This window comes from Mycobacterium sp. Marseille-P9652 (assembly GCF_902652685.1).
Lineage (GTDB): Bacteria > Actinomycetota > Actinomycetes > Mycobacteriales > Mycobacteriaceae > Mycobacterium.
In genome coordinates this window covers 33664-53067 of sequence record NZ_CACRUY010000037.1, presented here as the reverse complement: position 1 = coordinate 53067, position 19404 = coordinate 33664, and the positions used below count along the sequence as shown (strand labels likewise).

13 protein-coding genes are annotated in these 19404 nt (G+C 70.9%); 1 reads left to right on the top strand and 12 read right to left on the bottom strand.

The features are described 5' to 3' along the window. The 9 genes from GPY60_RS18475 to GPY60_RS18435 form a co-directional block, all read right to left on the bottom strand. Positions 1 to 602, bottom strand: a 602-nt coding sequence (locus GPY60_RS18475) for a PE family protein (protein WP_156689132.1), incomplete at its 3' end; no start/stop codon positions are given. Between the two features lie 223 nt (positions 603 to 825). Continuing rightward, on the bottom strand, positions 826 to 1308 hold the full coding sequence (locus GPY60_RS18470) for an SRPBCC family protein (RefSeq protein WP_156689131.1): 483 nt from the start codon (positions 1306 to 1308) through the stop codon (positions 826 to 828). Continuing rightward, positions 1301 to 3073 carry an acyl-CoA dehydrogenase family protein gene (locus tag GPY60_RS18465; RefSeq protein WP_156689130.1) on the bottom strand — a complete coding sequence of 591 codons (1773 nt, stop codon included), beginning with the start codon at positions 3071 to 3073 and terminating at the stop codon, positions 1301 to 1303. The genes GPY60_RS18470 and GPY60_RS18465 overlap by 8 nt, the downstream gene beginning before the upstream one ends. 26 nt (positions 3074 to 3099) lie before the next feature. Beyond that, positions 3100 to 3855 carry a Crp/Fnr family transcriptional regulator gene (locus GPY60_RS18460; RefSeq protein ID WP_156689143.1) on the bottom strand — a complete coding sequence of 252 codons (756 nt, stop codon included), beginning with the start codon at positions 3853 to 3855 and terminating at the stop codon, positions 3100 to 3102. Positions 3856 to 3883: 28 nt separating this feature from the next. Beyond that, positions 3884 to 4315, bottom strand: coding sequence for an FHA domain-containing protein (locus GPY60_RS18455; RefSeq protein ID WP_156689129.1), 432 nt, complete (start codon positions 4313 to 4315; stop codon positions 3884 to 3886). 10 nt (positions 4316 to 4325) lie between these two features. Continuing rightward, the gene (locus GPY60_RS18450) at positions 4326 to 4796 is read right to left on the bottom strand and encodes a hypothetical protein (RefSeq protein WP_156689128.1); all 471 of its coding nucleotides are present in this window, start codon (positions 4794 to 4796) and stop codon (positions 4326 to 4328) included. Positions 4797 to 4985: 189 nt separating this feature from the next. Next, positions 4986 to 5444: a hypothetical protein gene (locus GPY60_RS18445; protein WP_370462756.1), complete on the bottom strand. Its 459-nt coding sequence runs from the start codon at positions 5442 to 5444 to the stop codon at positions 4986 to 4988. 170 nt (positions 5445 to 5614) lie between these two features. Continuing rightward, positions 5615 to 8851, bottom strand: a complete 3237-nt coding sequence (locus GPY60_RS18440) for an arabinosyltransferase domain-containing protein (protein ID WP_156689126.1) — start codon at positions 8849 to 8851, stop codon at positions 5615 to 5617. Beyond that, positions 8848 to 12165 carry an arabinosyltransferase domain-containing protein gene (locus GPY60_RS18435; RefSeq protein ID WP_156689125.1) on the bottom strand — a complete coding sequence of 1106 codons (3318 nt, stop codon included), beginning with the start codon at positions 12163 to 12165 and terminating at the stop codon, positions 8848 to 8850. The genes GPY60_RS18440 and GPY60_RS18435 overlap by 4 nt, the downstream gene beginning before the upstream one ends. Before the next feature lie 221 nt (positions 12166 to 12386). On the opposite strand from GPY60_RS18435, the gene GPY60_RS18430 reads away from it, so the two are divergent. Next, positions 12387 to 13517, top strand: a complete 1131-nt coding sequence (locus tag GPY60_RS18430; protein WP_156689124.1) for a BTAD domain-containing putative transcriptional regulator — start codon at positions 12387 to 12389, stop codon at positions 13515 to 13517. A 2-nt stretch (positions 13518 to 13519) separates the two neighbouring features. Here GPY60_RS18430 and GPY60_RS18425 read toward each other — a convergent pair whose 3' ends face one another. Genes GPY60_RS18425 through GPY60_RS18415 form a run of 3 tightly spaced genes read right to left on the bottom strand, consistent with a single transcriptional unit; the run spans position 13520 to position 19373 of the window. Then, complete coding sequence (locus GPY60_RS18425) at positions 13520 to 14143, bottom strand: maleylpyruvate isomerase family mycothiol-dependent enzyme (protein WP_156689123.1); 624 nt, start codon at positions 14141 to 14143, stop codon at positions 13520 to 13522. Between the two features lie 38 nt (positions 14144 to 14181). Beyond that, positions 14182 to 17472 (bottom strand): arabinosyltransferase domain-containing protein, encoded by a 3291-nt coding sequence (locus tag GPY60_RS18420; RefSeq protein WP_156689122.1) that lies wholly within the window; start codon positions 17470 to 17472, stop codon positions 14182 to 14184. Then, entirely contained in the window at positions 17469 to 19373 is a 1905-nt protein-coding gene (locus tag GPY60_RS18415; protein WP_156689142.1) for a galactan 5-O-arabinofuranosyltransferase, read from the bottom strand. Before GPY60_RS18415 ends, GPY60_RS18420 begins: the two co-directional genes overlap by 4 nt. Between the last annotated feature and the right edge of the window lie 31 nt (positions 19374 to 19404).

Genomic DNA, 19404 nt, shown 5'->3' with positions numbered 1-19404 from the left:
CCGCCGAACAGACCATTGGCCCCGCCCGCGCCGCCGTTACCGCCGTTACCGCCGGCCACGCCGGCCCCGCCGGCGCCACCGGTGCCTCCCGAGCCCCAGAACAAGGCCGAGCCACCGTTGCCGCCCTTGCCGCCGGGCGCACCCGAACCACCGTTGCCACCGTTGCCCCAGAGCCAGCCCCCGTCGCCGCCGTTCTGCCCGGTACCCGGCGCCCCGTTTGCGCCGTTGCCGAAGAGCGGCCGGCCCGTCAGCGTCAGGCTGGGAGCGTTGATCAGACCAAACAGGTCATCCGCGATCGACTGCGCCTGCAGCGGCAGCGTATTGGCGGCCTCGGCGGCCGCGTAAGCGCTCGCACTGGACTGCAACGACTGCACCATGTCGGCGTGAAACGCCGCCGCTCGCGCGCTGAGCGCCTGAAATTCCTGCGCGTGGCTGGAGAACAGCGCCGCAATCGCCGTCGACACCTCGTCCTCAGCCGCGGCCAAAACGCTCGTGGTCGACGCCGCCGCCGCGGCATGCGCCTGACCCAAGTCCGAGCCCAGCCCGGCCAAAGTTGTTGCCGCCGACGCAAATTCGTCAGGCGCAGCGATCACATAAGACACCGTTGTCCTCCCGGCCCGATCGGGTTGACCTACCGCAGTAACCGTCGCGTGAGCAGTCACCCCCCGCTAGGGACCTTCGACCCCCGTTTGGGAGCCACCCGGACTTAGTTCGACGCGCGTTGAATAGCGGTTGCGCAGACCGACAGAGCCGGATGAGCGTTGCGCCGTGGCGAAGGTGCGTCCGGGGTGACGGTGCGGGAGTGACGACTGTGACGCCGGGCGACTACCCGCGCGGATACCCGCGGCGCACCGTGCGGTCGAGGATGCCGAGCGTCGCCCGAAGCTTGTCCTCCGAGATGACCGGGAAGATCCCGGCGGCCCGCCACTTGTCGTCGATGCCCGACCAGTCGTAGAACGAGGTGACCACCGTGGCGGCGTCGTCGGTGGGCTCCAGCCGGTAGCCGTACACGTGACCGATCTGGGGCCGGATCTGCCCGAGGATGGTCCAGGCGATCAGCCGGTCGGGCTCGAACTCCGTGATGCTGACCGTGACGTCGTACTTGCCCAGCTGCGGAAAATCGTTGAGCGCCTCACGATCCATGTGCACGACGAAGCTGTCGCCGACGCCGCCCACCGGGTCTCCGTCGGCGTCCTGCAGCATCCCGGACGCGTCGATCGCGACGTGGCCCCGGGGGTCGCACAGCACGGCGAAGATGTCGGCCGCCGGCGCGTTGATGGTGCGACTTACCTCGATCCGCTCAGTCATGGAATGCACCCTCCACCAGTTCGTCGAATCGCTCCAGGGCCTCGTCGGACTCCGCGTCGATGCCACGCAGCGGCCCCCGCTCGGCGAGGTAGCGCCGCGCGTAGAGCCGCGCGACCAGCGCCTTGCGGTCACCGCCGCCGGTGTCGCGCTCCCACGCCGCCTGCTCGGTGAGCAGCGCCGCGGCGTAGACGTCACCCATGAACTGCGCCAGCGGGAACAGGCGCGCCTCGCCCACGTCCCGGTCGAGCTTGGACCAAGCGGTGATCGCGGCGTCCAGATCCTCGATGCGCTCGGCGACCAGCCGGGTGGTGTCGTCGTCGTCGGACACCGAGACGGCGTCGCGAAGGCGTGCCAGCAGGGTCTCGTGCGCGCGCGACTGCTCGATGCCCCGCCGCACGTCCAGGCACAGGATGTTGTCCGGCCCCTCCCAGATCGTGTTCACCTGCGCGTCGCGCAAAAGCCTTGCCACCGGCCAAGTTTCGACGTATCCGTTGCCGCCGTGGATCTCGATGGCGTCGGACGCCGCCGTGATGCCGAGCCGGCACACCTTGAGCTTGGTGACGGGCACGGCGATGCGCTGCCGCATGCCGCCGGGCCGGCGATGGTTGATGGCGCCGGTGCCGTCGAACACCAGCGAGAGCGCCGCCTCCATGTCGACGATCATCTCGGCGAGCTTGCGCCGCATCAGGGGCTTGTCGATCAGCGCGCCGCCGAACGCCCGGCGCGCACGGGCATAGCAGAGCGATTCGACCAGGGCGCGGCGGGCGTTGCCGAGCGCGAACAGGGCGATCCCCAGGCGGGCGGCGTTGGTGAGCTCCATCATCCGGCCCAAGCCCTTGCCGTCGGACGGCCCCGCTTCGCCGGACGGCTCGCCCGAGAGCAGGAACGCCTCGGCGTCGACGAATTCCACCTCGCCGGACGCGACCGACCGTGTCCCGAGCTTGTCCTTGAGCCGCCGCACCCGCACGCCGTTGCGGGAGCCGTCGCGCCGGGTGCGCAGCACGAGGAAGTTCGCGACGCCGCGCGAGGAGTCCGGCGCGCCCTCGGGTTTGGCCAGCACGACGAACGCCTCCCCGGCGCAGTTCGACGCGAACCACTTGAACCCGTTCAGGAGCCACGCGTCGCCGGCGCGGGTCGCGGTCGTCTCCAGCGCACCGAGGTCGGACCCGCCCGTGCGTTCCGTCAGCAGCTGCGCGGTCTCGCCGGCCCATTCGCCGGAGGCGAACTTGGCCAGCACGTGCTCGCGCACGTCGGCGGGCGCGTAGGCGGCGACCAGCGATTGCACCATTCCGCCGCCGGTGCCCAGGGCGCAACCCATCCCGATGTCGGCCTGGTCGAGCAGGTAGTTCGACGCGAACAGCGTCAACCCCGAGCTCACCCCGGCCGCGCGCGCGTCGGCGCGCAGGGCCTGCTGGGCCTCGAGGACCGCGCGCTTGGACTGCGTGAACGACACCGGCATGACGACCTGGCTGATGTCGTGTCCCCACCGGTCGTAGCGCTCGAGCCGGGGTGGGTTGCGGTCGGTCTCGTCGGCCCACCGGGCGACCTGTCCGCCCATCAGCTCGCCGATGCGGGTGAGGTGCCGCTCGGCGAACTCGAGCTCGTCGGAGGGCAGGTAGTACGCCATCGTTCGCTGCAGCGTGGGATCCGTGCGATACCAGTTCAAGCCCACCGCTCCGCGGTAGTTTTCCGTCTGGTAGCGCCGCGACTTCTCCGGCGTGGAAAAAGGCAGTCGGTCCACGGCCTCCACGGCGTAGTCGCTCATGGGTTGACGGTATACCGCAGTGCCCCCTACGCGGTGGCGCGCAACGGGCGGCGGCGCCGGCTCGAGTGGGCCCCCGGGCCGCGGCCGGCGGCGCGGCGGGTCAGCGCGTCGGAGTCGAGGATCAGGACGGCCTTGCCTTCCACCACAATCCATCCGCGACTCGCGAAGCCCCGCAGTGCCCTGTTGACCGAGGTCCGGTCCGCCCCGACCAATTGCGCCATCTCGTCCTGACTGAGCTCGTGCGCGACGCGCACCCCGCGGCCGTCGGCCGCGCCGAACCGTCGGGCCAACAGCAGCAGCTGCCGGGCCACGCGGGCGGCGACGTCCCGGGACACCAGCTCGACCAGATCGTCGTCGGTGTCCCGGAGCCGCCGGGAAAGCACATACAGCAACTGCTCGGCGAACGCCGGCCGGTGCGCCACCCAGTCCCGCAGCGTCGCCCGGTCAAGCCACATCGCGACGACGTCGGTGATCGCCGTGGCGCTGCAGGTGCGCGGGCCCGGGTCGAAGACGGCCACCTCACCGAACACTTCCGTCGGGCCGACGATCGCCCGAAGGTTGGTGCGGCCCCCGGGGCCGCGCACGCTGAGTTTGACCCTGCCCGTGACGACGACGTATATCCGGTCGCCCGGTTCGCCCTCGGTGAAGATGGTTTCGCCGGCCGGGAACTCGGCCTGGCGAAGCCGGCCGACCAGCGCGGAGGCGTCGTCGGGTTGGACCCGCCGCAGGATTCCGGTTCCGGCGAGGACGGGGTGGACTCCCGGACACTCGACGTCGGCCATCACGCTCATGAGTTCCTCCTCCTCGCCGTCATTCCGGCAGCGGGCCCGTGAGAAACACCAGGCGGAAGTTGCCGATCTGGACCTCGTCACCGTTGGCCAGCACCGCCGAGTCGACCGGTTCGCGGTTGACGTAGGTGCTGTTCAGGCTGCCCAGGTCCACTACGCGGAACCTGTCGTCGTCCTTCCGGAATTCGGCGTGCCGGCGGCTGACGGTGATGTCGTCGAGAAAGATGTCGCTGGCCGGGTGCCGGCCCGCGGACATGACGGCGTGCTCCAGCCGGAACCTGGTTCCCGCATTGGGGCCGCGCTTGACGACGAGCACGCCGAGGCCGCTGGCCAGCGTGCCGAGGTCCTCGACGGCCGCCTCCGCGACGGTCGCCGAGGTGTCGAATATTTCTCTGGTGGTCTCGTCCGCGGCATGGCTCTGCCGGGCCGCAAGCGGTTGCTGTGAGGTTGACACCGTGCTCCGATCACGCGGCCCGGGGGAGGCCCGGCGTCGCGCCGGTCGCCGATGTGGTCGGCCGGTTGGCCAACGGGGCCCACCCGACGACGGTCAGATACAGCCCGACGAGGGCGAAGACGATGCAGAGCGAAACCCCGCACGCCTCGGCGCCGATCAGGCTGTCCGCCACCCAGACGAACGCCCGGGGGAACGCCACCAGCATGAGGCCGCGCAGCACGATCATCCAGCCCAGCGCGGACACGATGATCGCCGGGGCGCCCCGCCAGTAGGGGTGACCGGCGACGACGATCAGTCCGAACAGGAGCACGAACGCACCGGTGACGAACGTCCACATCGAGTTCGCCTCGAACTGCGACAGGAGGGTCTGCATGTCGGAGGCGCGCGCCACGGCCGTCACGTCGACGATCACGAGGAAGGGGCCGAGCACACGGGCGAACATTCGCGTAGCGGTCTGTGACGCCTGCGGTGAAGCGTTCATTGCCGTGCCTCCATCTCCCCGCCGGTCGCCGTCGACCTCCCTCATCGGACCACCGGGGCCGCGCGCCGAGCTAGGGACGGAAGTCCCTGTCTGGCGGGGCATTCGGCCCGACTACCCCCGGGGGTAACCGAAGGCGGCAGCGGAAAGGGCATGAGGACGCCGGATGAGCGCCCCGATACCGCCGTCGGCTTAAACCGGCGCGACGAATTCGGACGTGTAGAACTCGCCCGGATTCTGGGAGTGGGGATTCGGCCGCTCGACTATTACCCACACGCCCGTCGTGCCGGGCCGAATGGTGTCGGAAACGGTCACGGTTCCGTTGCCCGCACCGTCGGTGTCCAGGCCGCGGAAGGCCGTGCCCGGGTCCCCCGGGCCGCAGGTCGCCGCGGCCGACCGCGGCTCCTGGATCAGTCCGACGTCGAAGTGCGTGCCGGGCTCCGGTTCGTCCCACAGATGCACTTCCGCGACCGCGCTCGACCCCGAGCGGTGGATGGCGGCCGATCCGGTGCCCAGCGGCGTGGCCGGCAGCCAGGCCGCGGTCGACACCAGGCTGAAGTCGCAGCGTCGCAGCTTCGCGTCCAGCACCACCGTCGTGCCGCCCTCGGCGCCGGCCGCGGCGACGCCCAACGTGGTAGCCGGAACCACCATCGCGGCGATTGCTCCCGAACAGGTCTTCGCGCGCATCGTGCCACCCCTTGACCTCGGTGTAATCCAGATCACAGCGGGAATAGATATTGACCGCGGCTCGGCGAAAATAAACCTGCTCGCGACAATTACTGCGGCGTCAATTTGCCCGTAATTCGGGCGGATTGAATTGCTCAGGGCTTGATGCGAATCGGCCCGGGCGACCACAATCCGCTGCGCGTCGCCGTGCCGAGATCGAGCTGGGCGGGGTGCGCATCGGCGACGGTTTCGAACTTGCGCAGCGATCCCCAGTCCCGGCCCCAGTCACGGGACAGGTAGGTGGACATCACGTGGGCGCGCAGCAGCAGGTCGGTGATGCCCAGCAGGCCACCGTTGACGCCGTCCTCCCAGGTGTCGGTGTCCTGCTTCTTGGCGTTGTAGTCCGGCGTGATGCGGAACTTCGGCACCTCGGTGACGCCGTTGACGTGCAGCATCGGGTGCTGGCACGGGAAGGCCAGCCCGACGGCCCAGTCGAGGAGCACCGGCTGCGACGACCCGACGTACTCCTGCACCGACCGCAGTTCCGGCACCCGGGGCGGGGTCACGGCGATCCAGTCCTCCGGTGTCAACGAGAGGTCCTCGGCCACCACCCGCACGGCGGCGGCGTCGGCGGGTATCTGCGACCGGGGGTAGCGCAGGTTGCGCCAGACCTTCGGCTGCTCCCCGTAGAGGTCGTAGGGGACGACGCGGCCGGCGGGCACGATGTCGCCGCCCGGGCCGGGCCTGCCGTACTCCAGCACGACGGTCTGCCCGTCGGTGTGCCCGTGCAGGACGCTGTTGCCGGTGATCCTGCCCGCCGCGGTAACCACCAGCAGGGGGTGGCCGTCGTCGGGCTTGGGCAGCTGGTACCACGCCGACGTCAGCCTGCTCTGCTGCTGGGGACCGGTCGTGTAGCTGCCCGCCATCGGCACCCGGTCCGGGTTGAGGCCGTAGGGCAGCGGCGCCAGCGACCCGTTGATGCCCGGCGTGGTCAGCTTGGTCGGCCCGTACCAGTCGTAGTCCGTGCCGGGCTGCGGCACCAGCGTCTCCTCGACGGACTCCGCCAGGGTGCGTTCGGGTACGCCGTTGGGCGAGAAGCCCGTCGGGTCGACGCCGCCCAAGGGCCCCAGCGGGCCGTAATTGCCCGGCAGCGGCGTCATGAAGCCGGCGTTGCTGTCCGGTTCGACCAGCACGTCGTCGGCCAGCCCGCAGCCGCCGCTGAACTCCCGCAGATTGGCCCAGCCGTTGGAGTAGGTCGGGTATTGGCGGACGATGCCGGCCACCATGGACGCGGTGAACACCAGCGCCATGAACCCCGCGGCCAGGGGGATGGGCGCGGCCGTGACCGCGCGCGCCAGCCGGCCCTCGCCGTGCTCCGGGGACACGAAGTGCAACCAGACCGCGTACAGCGCCGCGATCGCGAACAGGATGAAAAACCCTGTGCTGATGGAGAATCCGGCGATCCTGGGCATCACGTTGTTGAACGGCACGCCGTAGCTGGACACGTACCACCAGCCGTTGGTGGTGGCAAAGCACAGCGCCATGATGAACAGCACCGCCGCCAGGAAGGCCATCCGGTTGCGCGCCCAGCGCAGCACCTTCGGCGAGACGAGCACCGTGGTGAGTGCGGCCATCGCCGCACCCACCGCGGCGAACAGGCCGAAGTGGTGCACCCATTTGGTGGGCGTGAACATCAGGAAGAACATGGTGCCGAAGATGACACCCATCAGGCGCCACGCCGGTCCGCGTGCGACGCCCGGAATCCGCTTGCGCCGCAACATGATGAACACCGCGGTGAACAGGCAGAGGGCGGTGATCAGGAAGCCGAACCGGCGTGACAGCGAGCCGTCGACGGTGGGCAGGATCAGGTAGTAATAGCGCAGGTTCTCGGTGTACCAGGCCTGGCTTGGGCCGATCGCGGTGCGAATCCTGGTGGCCTCCAACACCGTCGACAGCGTCTGGTCGGCGAACACCACGGTGAGGATGACCGTTCCGGCGGCCAGCATCGGCGCCACCAGCGGCCAGGTACCTACCAGGCGGTGCCGCCGGACCAGGATGCGCAGGATCGGGCGGCCGCCGGCGAGCAGCGCCGCCACCGCGATCAAGCCGGTGGGCTGAACGCCGAGGGTGAAGGCCGCGGTGATCACCGCGAGCGCCGCCGGCGTCAGCCGCGACGCGCACATCGAGCGCTCGATCAGCACGTAGGTGACCAGCGATCCGAGCGCGATGATCGGCTCGGGCCGCAGCCCGTTGTTGAACGGCATCCACGCGGTGAGCAGCACCAGGCCGGCCGCCCAGTTGGCGGCCAGGCTCGAGGTCACGGCCGGCCCCAGCCGCGGCAGCACCTCACGCGACAGCAGCAGCCAGCACACGAGTCCCGCGACCAGGTCCGGCAGCCGCATCCACAGGCTGCCGTCGCTGACGTGGGTCATGAGCGCCAGCAGGTTGTAGTACCAGCCGAACGGGTCCTCCGGGCTGCCGAACCAGCGGAAGTAGTTGGACATGTAGCCGGCATGGTCGGCCACCCGGGCCATGCCGAGGATGTAGCCGTCGTCGGAGGAGTTCGCGCCGATCAGGTGCCAGATCAGGAACCCGGCGATCACGGTCGCGTCGACGAGGGTGAACTTGCGCCAGCGGGTCGGGATCAGCCGGTGCATGCGGCGCCCGTCGAGCTGGTCGAGGCGCCACAGCGCGATCAGCGCGACGATCGTGGAGACGATCGCCAGCACCATCGCGGCGAGCTTCAGCGTGGTCGGTGTGGTGGAGAACCGGGTGTCGATGGTCGCCGAGAACTGCAGCCCGGGCGGAGCGGGACCGGTCAGGTCCGTGAACACCCCGACGATCTGCGGGCGCAGGTTGGGATCGGAGAAGCCGGCGCGCACCGGCCTGCCGGCCGGGTCGGTCAGCCCGACGAACGTGGCGAACGTCCCGGCAAGCGTGGAGCTGATCTCGATGCGCTGGCATTGGGGGGAGGCGGCCTGGTCGCGCGGCACGCTGGCGATCACCACGTTGCGGTCGGTGACGTCGACGCGCTGCTTGCCGACCACGACGAACAGCGCGTTGAGCGCGGCGTCCTTGCCCTTCTTGGGTGCGGTGCTCAGCACGACGCCGCCCTCGGGCGGCAGGTCGCGCACCACCGAGCACGGCACGGTCGCCGTCACGTCGACCGGCGTCAGCGAGATCAGCGGGGCCGTCACGTTGTTCAATTGGCCGTTTTGCGGCCAGTTCAGCGTCGCGGTGGTCTGCACGACGGGCAGCAGGGGCGTGGCGATCGACAGCACGAAACCGATCAGCCCGGCGATCGTCGCGACCCAGCGGGTGGTGCGCACGTCCTCGCGGGGCCCGGACGGTTGTGCCTTCTCCTCGCGGTTCTCGACGGTGGTGACGCTCATGGGAGTGCCCGAATCGGTCCCTGCCGGGTCCAGCCGTTCACTGTCATCACACCCTGTTCGATCACGGCGTCCGGCGCCTGGTCGGCCGGCACCAATGGGTAGTACTGCTCGACCGAGCCCCAGTCGCGGTACCAGTCGCCGCGCAGGTAGGTCGCGACCGTCGAGGTCCGCAGCATCGCCTGGGTGATCAGGAACGGACCACCGGCCTCGCCGGCCTCCCAGCCGTTCGACGACGCGGCCGTCTGCTTGTGCTCCGGCAGAAGGCGGTACTGCGGAAGCTCGGCGACGCCGAGGTGCTCGGAGAACGGCCGCTGGCAGGGGAAGTCGGCGGCGACCGCCATGTCCATCAGCACCGGGGTGCGCGATCCGATCAGCTGCTGCAGCGTCTGCAGAACCGGCACCCGCGGCGGGGTGAACGCGAACCACTGTTCGGCGCTGAGGTTCGGGTCGTAGGCCACGATGCGCGCCACGTTGGCCCCCGGCGGGGCCCAGGCCAGCGGGAACCGCAGGTTGCGCCACGCCGGCTCGGGTCCGACGTCGATCGGCTGCACCTCCGCGAGCGGCTGGGTGGTCCCATCGGGCCGGGCGACCCCCCACTGCAGCTTCAGCGATTGGCCGTAGGTGAAGGTGCCGTCCTCCTTGTACGACCAGATGGCGCCGGTCGCCGAGACCACCACCAGCGGCCGGTCCGGGGACCGGGGCGGCAGCTGGTACCAGGCCGAGGTCGCGGTGGCCGCCAGGGAGTTCTCGCCGTAGCTGCCCATCACGGGGGTCCGGGCCGGGTCGAGGCCGAAGGGCAGCGCGGCGTGCGAGCCGTTGACGCCCACCGGGCCCTTGCCGCCGGCCGTGCCCGCCGAGTCACTCATGGTGGCGTTGGGCTTGTTGGGGGAGGCGTCGGAGTTCACCACGCCCGGTTTGGTCACCACCGGGTAGGACCTCAGGTCGTCGCCGACGCCGTCGGGTTTGAAGCCGACGGGATTGACGCCGCCGAGCGGGCCGGCGGGCCCGAACTGCTGACCCGGAACCGGTTGCAGCAGGCCGGCATTGGGGTCCGGCTCGGCCAGCACGTCGTCGGCCATCGCGCAGCTGTGCGGCGAGAGGCCTGAGGTGAGGGCCGCCAGGTTGGCCTTGCCGGTGGTGTAGAGCGGGTACCGGAAGGCGGCGGCCTTGGCCAGCGAGCCGACCTCGCCGAGCACCATGATCGTCGCCACGACGAGCAGCGGCGTGGACGCCAGCACCCGGTTGCGCCGGTTGTTCTTCACCTCCGTGTGACCGGCGTAGTCCATGCGGAAGTGGTACCAGGCGGCCAGCAAGCCGGTGGCGATCGACAGCACCAGGAACATCGTCGTCACCGGATGGCTGGCGATCACCGGCTGGATGTCGTACCAGGGGACGCCGTAGTTGTTGACCTCGAACCACCCGTTGATGCCCGAGGTGGCCCACGCGAGCACGAACAGCAGCGCGGTGACGTAGAGCGTCAGGTTGCGGCGGCTGTGCAGGCCGATCCGGGAGAAGGTGAACGCCGCGACCGCGCCGAGGGCGCCGGCCAGTCCGGCGAACGCGCCGAACTGCACCGCCCACTTGGTCGGGGTGAACGTCAGCAGCAGCAGCCCGATCGCCGTGGTGCCGATCAGCCGCCACGTCGGGCCGCTCGCCAGGCCCGGAACGCCGCCGCGGCGCAGCAGCACCACCAGGACCCCGAACAGCGACAGCAGCATCACGAGCACCGCGAATCGCCGCGCCATCGACCCCTCGGCGTTGCTCTCCACCGTGAGGAAGTAGTAGCGCAGCCAGTCCTGGTACCACGCGATCGTCGGCCCGACCTTGTACTTGATGCGCGCCGACTCGGCGACCGTGGCCAGCGTCTCGGTGCGGAACACCACGACCATGATCAGCGAGAACGACGCCGCCAGCACCGCCAGCGGCGCCACCAGACCGTCGGTCGCCCGCCGCCGCCGGATCAGGTGGGCGATCGCGCGGGCGCCGGTCAGCAGCGCGGCGAGGCCGATCAACCCTTGCGGCGCCAGCGTCACGGTGAGCATGGCGACCACGATCGCGACCGCCGCGGACGCCAGCCGCCCCAGCGCGATCGAGCGTTCCACCAGCGCCCACGTGACGACGACGCCGAGGGCGATCAGCGGCTCCGGCCGCAGCCCGTTGTTGAACGGCAACCACGCGGCCAGGAACACCGCGCCCGCGGTCAGCACGGCGACGCGGTTTGCCCCGAGTCCGCCGCGGGCCGGCCCCAGCCGGCGCAGCGCCCAGTGGCTGATCAGCAGCCAGCAGGAGATGCCGGCCAGGGTTGCCGGCAGTCGCATCCAGACGCCGTCGGTGCTCACCTTCGCCAACTGGGCCAGCACGCCGAGATACCAGTCGAACGGCGCGTCGGTGGTTCCGAAGTAGCGGTAATAGTCGGGGACGTAGCCGGCCCTGGGCGCGATGCGGGCGATGGTCAGGTTGTAGCCGTCGTCCGACGAGGTGGCCCCGATGACGTGCCAGACCAGGAGCGTCGCGATGACGGCGGCGTCCGCGAGCCAGACGGCCACCCCCGCGCGCCGGCGCCTGCCCGTGCGGTGGCGCGACAGCCACGCGGCCGGGGCACGCCAGTTGAGCAGCGTGTCGCCGCCGCGGCTGCGCCGGTCCAGCACGGCCAGCGCCGCGATTGCGGTGAGCACGGCGAGCGTGCCCACGGCCATCGCGACCGTCTTGATCGCGGTCGGCGCGGTGATGAAGCGGGTGTCGATGTCGATGCGGGCCGACAATCCCGGCTGCGGGGCCATCTTCAGGTCGGTGAAGAGACCGGCGACCTGAGGCTTCTTCTCCGCAGGGAGCGTCCCGACGGCGCCCGGGATGCCGACGAAGTCGGCGCCCACCCCGCCCGCGTTGCCCCAGGCGTGCAGGACGCTGCAGGCGCCCGCGGCCACGGCCGGGCGTTGGGCGACGGTGACGACCGAGTCCCGGAAGGCCACAACGATCACGTTCTTGTCGGCGCGAACGAACAGCCCGTTCTTGCCGGTGTCCACCCCGCCGGCCGGCAGGGTCGAGACCACCAGGCCGCCCTCGGGGGGCAAGGTGGCGATCGCCGAGCACGGGATGGAGATGTCGAGTGCCCGCGGCGCGCCGGAGACGAGCGGGGCGGTGAGCTGGGCGACGTGCCCGTCCGGCGTGCTGCCCTGCGGCCACAGCACGGTGGCGGTGGTCTGCCGCACCGGGAGCAGCGGAACGAGGGCGCACAGCAACAGACCGACGAGTCCCGCGACCACGGCGATCAACCGCGAGACGCGCAGGGATCGCTCATTTCGGTCGTGGGGCACGAGGGTCGATCGTAAGCGAAGCGGCTTTGTGCATCGGGGACGCAGGGCCGCCGTGGCCCTGAGCTGGAGAGAAACGCGGCGCCCCCAACCGGGGGCGCGCGTCACCGGTGTGGCGAATCGCCGGACCGCCCGCCCGCGAATGCGGCCCCGGCGGCCCGGGTGGCGGTCAAAATAGGGAACGCGGGCCGGCAAAGGCGGCCCCGACGAAAGGCTGCGGCGCGATGACGAACTCAGGCCTCGGGTTCGGTGTCCTGGGACCGTTGCTGATGACGTCCCACGGGGTGCGGGTGCCGGTCGGCCCGCCCAAACAGCGGGCCGTCATGGCGATGCTCCTGATCAACCGCAACCGGCCGGTGTCGGTCGAGTCGCTGATCAACGGGGTGTGGGACGAGGACCCGGTGCCGGCCGCGCGCCCCAGCATCCAGGCCCACATTTCCAATTTGCGCCGGCTGCTGCGTTCCGCGGGCGTCGACCCGTATCAGGTGCTGGCGAGCGCGCCGCCCGGCTACCAGCTCAGCGTCGCCGACGCCGACTGCGACGTGGGGCGGTTCCTGGCGGCCAAGACGGCGGGCACCAAGGCCGCGGCCGCGGGGCAGTTCGAGGAGGCCAGCAGCCACTTCGCGTTCGCGTTGGCGGAATGGCGAGGGCCGGTGCTGGACGACCTGCGCGACTTCCCCTTCGTCGACCCCTTCGCCACGGCACTGATGGAAGAGAAGGTGGCGGCCCACACCGCGCGCGCCGAGGCCGAGATCGTGTGCGGGCGCGCCGGTGCGGTGATCGGCGAGCTCGAGGCGCTCGCCGCCGAGCACCCCTACCGGGAACCGTTGTGGGCGCAGCTGATCACCGCGTATTACGTCACCGAGCGCCAGTCCGACGCGCTCGGTGCCTACCGGCGGCTCAAGACGGCGCTGGCCGAGGGGCTCGGCATCGACCCGGGTCCGACGGTGACGACGCTGCACGAGCGGATCCTGCGGCAGGAGCCGCTGGGCGCCAACCTGGCCGCCCTGACGACCCACAAGCGCGGCGCCTATCGCGCGGAGGAGGATGCGGCCGCACAGGGGTCCACCGTCGCGCTCCTGCGCGACCGGGCCGGTCGCGAGTACCGGCTGAGCGGCGCGACCACCCGGATCGGGCGGTTCACGGACAACGACGTCGTGCTCGACGACACCGACGTCAGCCGCCACCACGCCGTCATCGCCGACACTGGAACCGGCTTTCTCATCACGGACCTGCGGTCCACCAACGGCGTGGAGGTGGAGGGCCAGCGCATTCGCGGCAGCGCTGCGCTGGCCGACGGCGACCGCATCAGGATCGGCAACCAGGAGTTCTGCTTCGAAATGCGTTCCGTCTGAACCTATTTCGCTAACCGCTGGCGGAGGGTCGGCAGGCCGGGACCGCCCAGGTCCGCCAGCGCCGCCGGACGGCCGGTCATGGCCATCAGCAGCGCCTCCCCGGGGCCGGTCACCTCCGCGCCCCGGCCGTGGGTCCACCCGAGGTCGGTGGCGCGCAGCCGCAGTCCCCTGATCCGGCGCCCGGCGCCGAGCCGGGGGTTGCCGGGCACCAAGCTCAGCACCCGCTCGAGCCGATCGACCGGTACGGCGCGCGGCCGGCCGAGCGCTCGGCGGATGTCCTGGTGATGAACGGTGCCGTCGACCAGAGCGATCATGCCGCCGAAGCCCGCTGTGAGGCCGCGCGGGTGAAGGTGTGCCCGCAGGAACTCCAGTAGATCCTGGGGGCTGCGGGTCGCGAACTCGTCGACGCCCACCTGATTGGCCCGCACGACCCGGCCTTTGGCGAAACGCCCCAGCAGACCCAGAGGCCCGAGTTCCTCGTAGCTGACCACGTGCGCGACAACGTCTTTGACGGTCCACCCCTGGCACAGGCTGGGTGTGTCCCAGTCCCGCGGCGTCAGCGTGGCCAGGAAGTCCGCCAGGTCGGCCCGCTCGGCGCGGGCCATGTCCATCAGGGTTGCGGTCATGGCGGCCCCCTCCGCGTCCGTTCCGCCGAACTCTTGCGCTAAGTCTTTCTTAAAGGCGCCGGATTCCATAGGCCGCTGCGCGTCGCGGTGCCCAGCTGCAGGTCGGCGGGCTGCGCGTCCGGGTAGTAGGGCGTCAGTCGCTGCAGCGACCCCCAGTCGCGCGACCAGTCGTCCTTCAGGTAGGTGGCGATAGTGGTCGCCTTCACCAGCAATTCCGTGACGCCCAGCGGGCCGCCGCCGTTGTTGTCCATCACCGGCGAGTTGGCCTCGGCGCCGAACCGGTCCGGCAGGATGCGCCACTTCGGCGTCTCGTCCACCCCGTTCTGGTGGCCGAAGGGTCGCTGGCACGGAAACGCCAGCCCCACAAGCCAATCCAGGAACACCGGATCCTTCGAACCGACCACGTCCTGCAGGGTGCGCAACTGCGGGATGCGCGGCGGCGTGAGCGCGATCCAGTGCTGGGGGGCCAGGTCCTCGTCGTCGGCCACCAGGCGGATCTGGGTGGCCGCGGCGGGGACGGCGGACAGCGGCAACCGCAGGTTGCGCCAGGCCGGCGACGCCCCGACGTCGGACATCTGGAAGGAGCCGCCGGGGTGCCCGGCGTCGCCCTCGTCGTCGGTGGCCCACTGCACCTGGACCTCGCGGGGATCGAAGCGGCCGGCCGCGGTGACGACCAGCAGCGGCCCGGACTTGTCGCGCGGCGGCAGCCGGTACCACCCCGACCGCAGGTGGGCCGGCACCTGGATGCCGGCGCGCCAGCTGCCCAGCACCGGCGTGCGGGCCGGGTCGAGGTTGTAGGGCAGCTGGGCGACCGAGCCGTTGATGCCCGGCGCCGGGTTGGTGCCGCCCTCGGTGCCGGCCTCGCTGCTCTTGACCAAGCCGTCGTCGCTGACGAAACTGCGGTCGCCGGGGCGTTCCATCACCGGGTCGGCGCGGACGTCGGCGGGAATCCCGTTGGGCGTGAACGCTTCCGAGAGCCCGGCGCCGAGGGCGTCGGCGACCGGGGTGCTCACGGGGGCCAGCATGCCGGCGTTGGGATCCTGCTCGACCAGCACGTCCTCGGCCAGACCGCAGGTCTTGCCGGTGAGCGCCTCCAGGTTGGACCGGCCCACCGACCACGCCGGGTACTGGTCGATCATCGCCAGGGTCAGCGACAGCACCTCGAACACCACCAGCGCCCACGCGGCAACGGCCAAGGGCGACTGAATGATTCGGATCGTCCGCGCCGCGTGAGGACGCGCGGACGGCCCGTTGTCCGGCGCGACGAAGTGGAACCACGCGGCCAGCAGCAGCACCAGCAGGGTCAGCCCGAGCAGCATGGTGGCAAAGCCGTAGTGCCATTGCGGGAACGAATTCGACCACGGCACACCGAAGTTCGACACGTACCACCAGCCGTTCACGCTGGCGAACGACAACGCCACCAGGAACAGCACCGCGGCGGCGAACATGGTCCGGTTGCGCCGGGAACGCATCGCCACGCCCGTCACGGCGACGGCGGCCAGGGCGCCGAGCGATCCGGCGAGGCCGGCGAACACCCCGAAGTGGTGGGTCCACTTGGTCGGCGTCCACATCATCGCCAGGAACGAGATGATCGTGATGCCGACGATGCGCCGGCTAGGCCCGGCGGCCGTCCCCGGGATCCGGCCCTTGCGCAACGACATCGCCACCGTGATGCCGAGCGCGATCAGCAGACCCAGGACGGCGAACCGGCGCGCGACCGAGCCGTCGGGGCTGGCCATGAACAGCCGCTCGTAGCGGATGTGTTCGTCGAACCAGCTCAGGCTGGGTCCGACGGCCCGCTTGAGCGCGGTCGCCTGCAGCTCGCCGGCCAAGGTCTGGTCCCGGAAGATCAGGATGACGGTGACGGTGGCCGCCGCCAGCAGGGGAGCCACCAGCGGGAGGGCGCCGAACCGCCGGATCCGGCGGTGCAGGATCGTGAGCAGCGGCCCGACCGCCACCAGCAGGGCACCGATCGAGGCGATGCCCGTCGGCCCCGAGAACAGGGTGAGCGCGCCGATGATGCAGGCGGCCGCCACCGGCAGCAGCCTGCTGGTGGCCACCGCGCGTTCGACCGAACACCAGGTCAGCAGGATGCCGAGCGCGATGATCGGCTCGGGCCGCAGCCCGTTGTCCAGCGGCAGCCAGACCGCCAGGAACATGCCGGCGGCCGTCCAGGCCGCCGCCCGGCTGTTCTTGACGGCGTGACCCAGGCGGGGCATCACCTCGCGGCTGATCACCCACCAGCAGGTGAGCGCCATGACGAGGGTGGGCAGCCGCATCCAGATGCTCGCGGTGGTGACGTGGGCCCACAGCGCGAGCAGGTCGTAGTACCACCCGAACGGCGCCTCGGGCGTGCCGAACCAGCGGTAGTAGTTGGCCATGTAGCCCGCGTGTTCGGAGACGCGGGCCATGGTGAGGATGTAGCCGTCGTCGGAGGTGTTGGCGCCGACGAAGTGCCACCACACCAGCACGGCGATGACGAGCGCGTCGAGCCCGCCGACCGTCCACCAGCGGGACGGCAGGAAGCGGCGGTGCCGCGTGCCGTCGGCGGTGTCGAGGACGTGCAGCGCGACCAGGGCGGCGCCGGTCAGCACCACGCCGAGGATCATCGCGGCCATCTTCAGCGGCGTCGGACTGCTGCTGTAGCGGGTGTCGACGGTGGCCGAGAAGCTCAGCCCGGGCGGCGCCGGCCCCGACAGGTCGGTGAACACCCCCACGATCTGCGGGCGGAAGTCGTAGCCGCTCTTCTCGCCGCGCAGCGGCGCCCCGGGGTGTTCGGCGTTGGGTCCCTCGGTGAGGCCGACGAACTCGGCGGTGACCTTCTCGGCGTGCGCGGTGAACGTCAACTTCTGACAGGCGGGGCTCAGCACCTGGCTCAACGGGGCGGTGACCACCGCGACGTTGCGCACCACGACCACGAGGTAGTCGTTGGCCCGCTGGATCAGCAGGCCGCGGTCGACGGCCTTCGGCGCCTGCTTGGGCACCGTGGACAACAGCACTGTCTTGCCGGCGTTCTGCGGTCCGGCCAGCCCGGCCGCGGCCTGGCACGGCACGGTGACGGTCAGGTCGGTCGCGACGTAGCCGATCAGGGGCGCGTCGACGCTGCCGAACGTGCCGTTCTGCGGCCAGTTGATGCGGGCCATCGTCTGGTTGACGGGCAGCAACGGAGTGGCGAGCGCCAGCACGGTCCCCAGCAGGCCGGCGACGACGGCAACCAGTCGGGCGATCCGGTAATTGCCGCCCGCGTCGCTCACGGAGGTAGATCGTAGTTCTTCGGCCGTTTGCGGCCCCGTGTCAGGACCCGTGCGGCCAGCGGTGTCGGTGCTCATCGTCCGGCCCCCGGCTTGCGGATGGCCAGCACGAACGGGCCGATGCTCTCGACGGCGAAGCGCGGATCGTTGAAGAGGGCCGCCCGCAGGTCGACGGTATAGCGGCGCACGTTCGGCTGGTTCGGGTAGACGTCCTCGGCCAGCCGCAGGGTGTAGGTGTTGCTGGCGCCGCGGCGCATCAGGAACACGGTCGGGGGCGGCCACGGGCAGGTGTCCAGCGCGTGGATGAGATCGTCGGCGGTCTTGAGGCCGGCCCACTTCTCGATCTGCGCCGCCCGCAGGTCGAACTGGGCCAGCGGATTGGCGTAGTGCGAGGTGAGGCCCTGGAAGCCCCAGTACGGGTAGTAGGACAGGAAGCTGTAGTCGGCGGTCAGCACCACGGTCTGGTCGCGGGGACGGCCCGTCACCCGCTGGATCGCGGCATCGATCTCGGAGTAGAACTTCTCCGAACTCGGCGGCCTGCGGTCGCCGCGCTGCCCGTAGCCGTCGGTGTCGGTGTAGGCGATCGCCAGGTCGGGCCGCAGCACGTCGGGAATGTCCTGGCTGAACGCGATGACGGCGGTCAGCCCGATCGCGCCGGCCACCGGCAGCACCGCGCGGCCACGCGAGCTCAAGGCCCGCGTGAGCTCGATGAGGCCGAACGCCCCGGCGGCGACCAGCAGCACGCTCAGCGTCGGCTGCAGCCGGAACGACAACAGCGTGGTGCGCGCCAGCGTGGTCAGCATCGACAGCAGCGACCACACGTAGATCGCCAGCACGCCGATGGCCAGGGCGCCCGCCCGCACCGAGGAACGGGCGCGCACCACCAGCCACAGGGCGCCGACCATGCAGACCGCGCCGAGCAGCGAGAACTGCAGCATCGGGAAGGTCAGTTCGGCGCCGTCGGCGGGCAGGTAGTGGAAGGCGCTTCCGCTGTTGCTGACCGGGCTGTGGGCCGCGCGCAGCAGGAAGGGCAGCCAGGTGGTCGCGGCGATGGCCGCGGCGATGACGGCGATGACGGCCAGCCGGCGCAGGGGGTCGACGGCGGCCCTGAACCCGTCGCGCCGCCACCGCGCGCCCATCAGACACAGCGCCATCAGCGCGACGGTGAACGCGCCGAAGCCGAACAGCAGCGAATACCAGGTCGCCGTCCAGCCGAGGAAGAGGCCCGCACCGATCACCGCCGCCCAGCCGCCGCCCGGCCGTTCGAGGGTGACCCTGCCGTCACGCTCGGCGTCGGGAGCGACCGTGCTGTCACGCTCGGGGTCGCCGGCGCGCAGCCCCGACCAGGTCAGCACCAGGACCGGCGGCAGCAGCACGGTGATCATCGCCGAGTAGGGCTCGGGGGAGCCGTAGGCGAGCGTCACCGCCGCCGTCGCGATGGTGACGATCAGCGCGTACTCGAAGCGGATCATCCGCCACCACAGCACCAGCGCGACGGCGATCGCGAGGGTGATGGAGGTGACGGCCCACGGCTTGAAGATCTCCCAGGCGGGCGCTCCGGCGAGCGCGGCGACGCGGCCGCCGATCCAGAACCAGCCGGGTGGGTAAAACGACGGCAGCCCGAGGTAGGTCATGTCGTGGAGGGCGGGACTGTCGGCGAGCCGGGTCAGGTATTCGGTGCGGAACTGCTGGTCGACGGAGATGCCGAACAGGTAAAGCCGCGTCGCTCCGAGCGGCATGCCCAGGGTCACCACCGTGAATGCGGACACGAACACCACGGCGCACAGTTGGGCCGGGAGCCGGCGTGCCCGCCGCCACAGCCAGGCGGAGACGAGGAGGCCGGCCAAGCAGCCGACCTGCCCGACGGTGGTCAGCGCGTGGAGTTGGTTCGACGACGGGAAGGCGGGCCACTGCACGCCGGCGATGGCGATCAGGGACACCACGGCGACCACGGCCGAGACCGCGACGGCGACGGCCATCTGGCCCAGGGTGGCCAGCGCGTTGCGCACG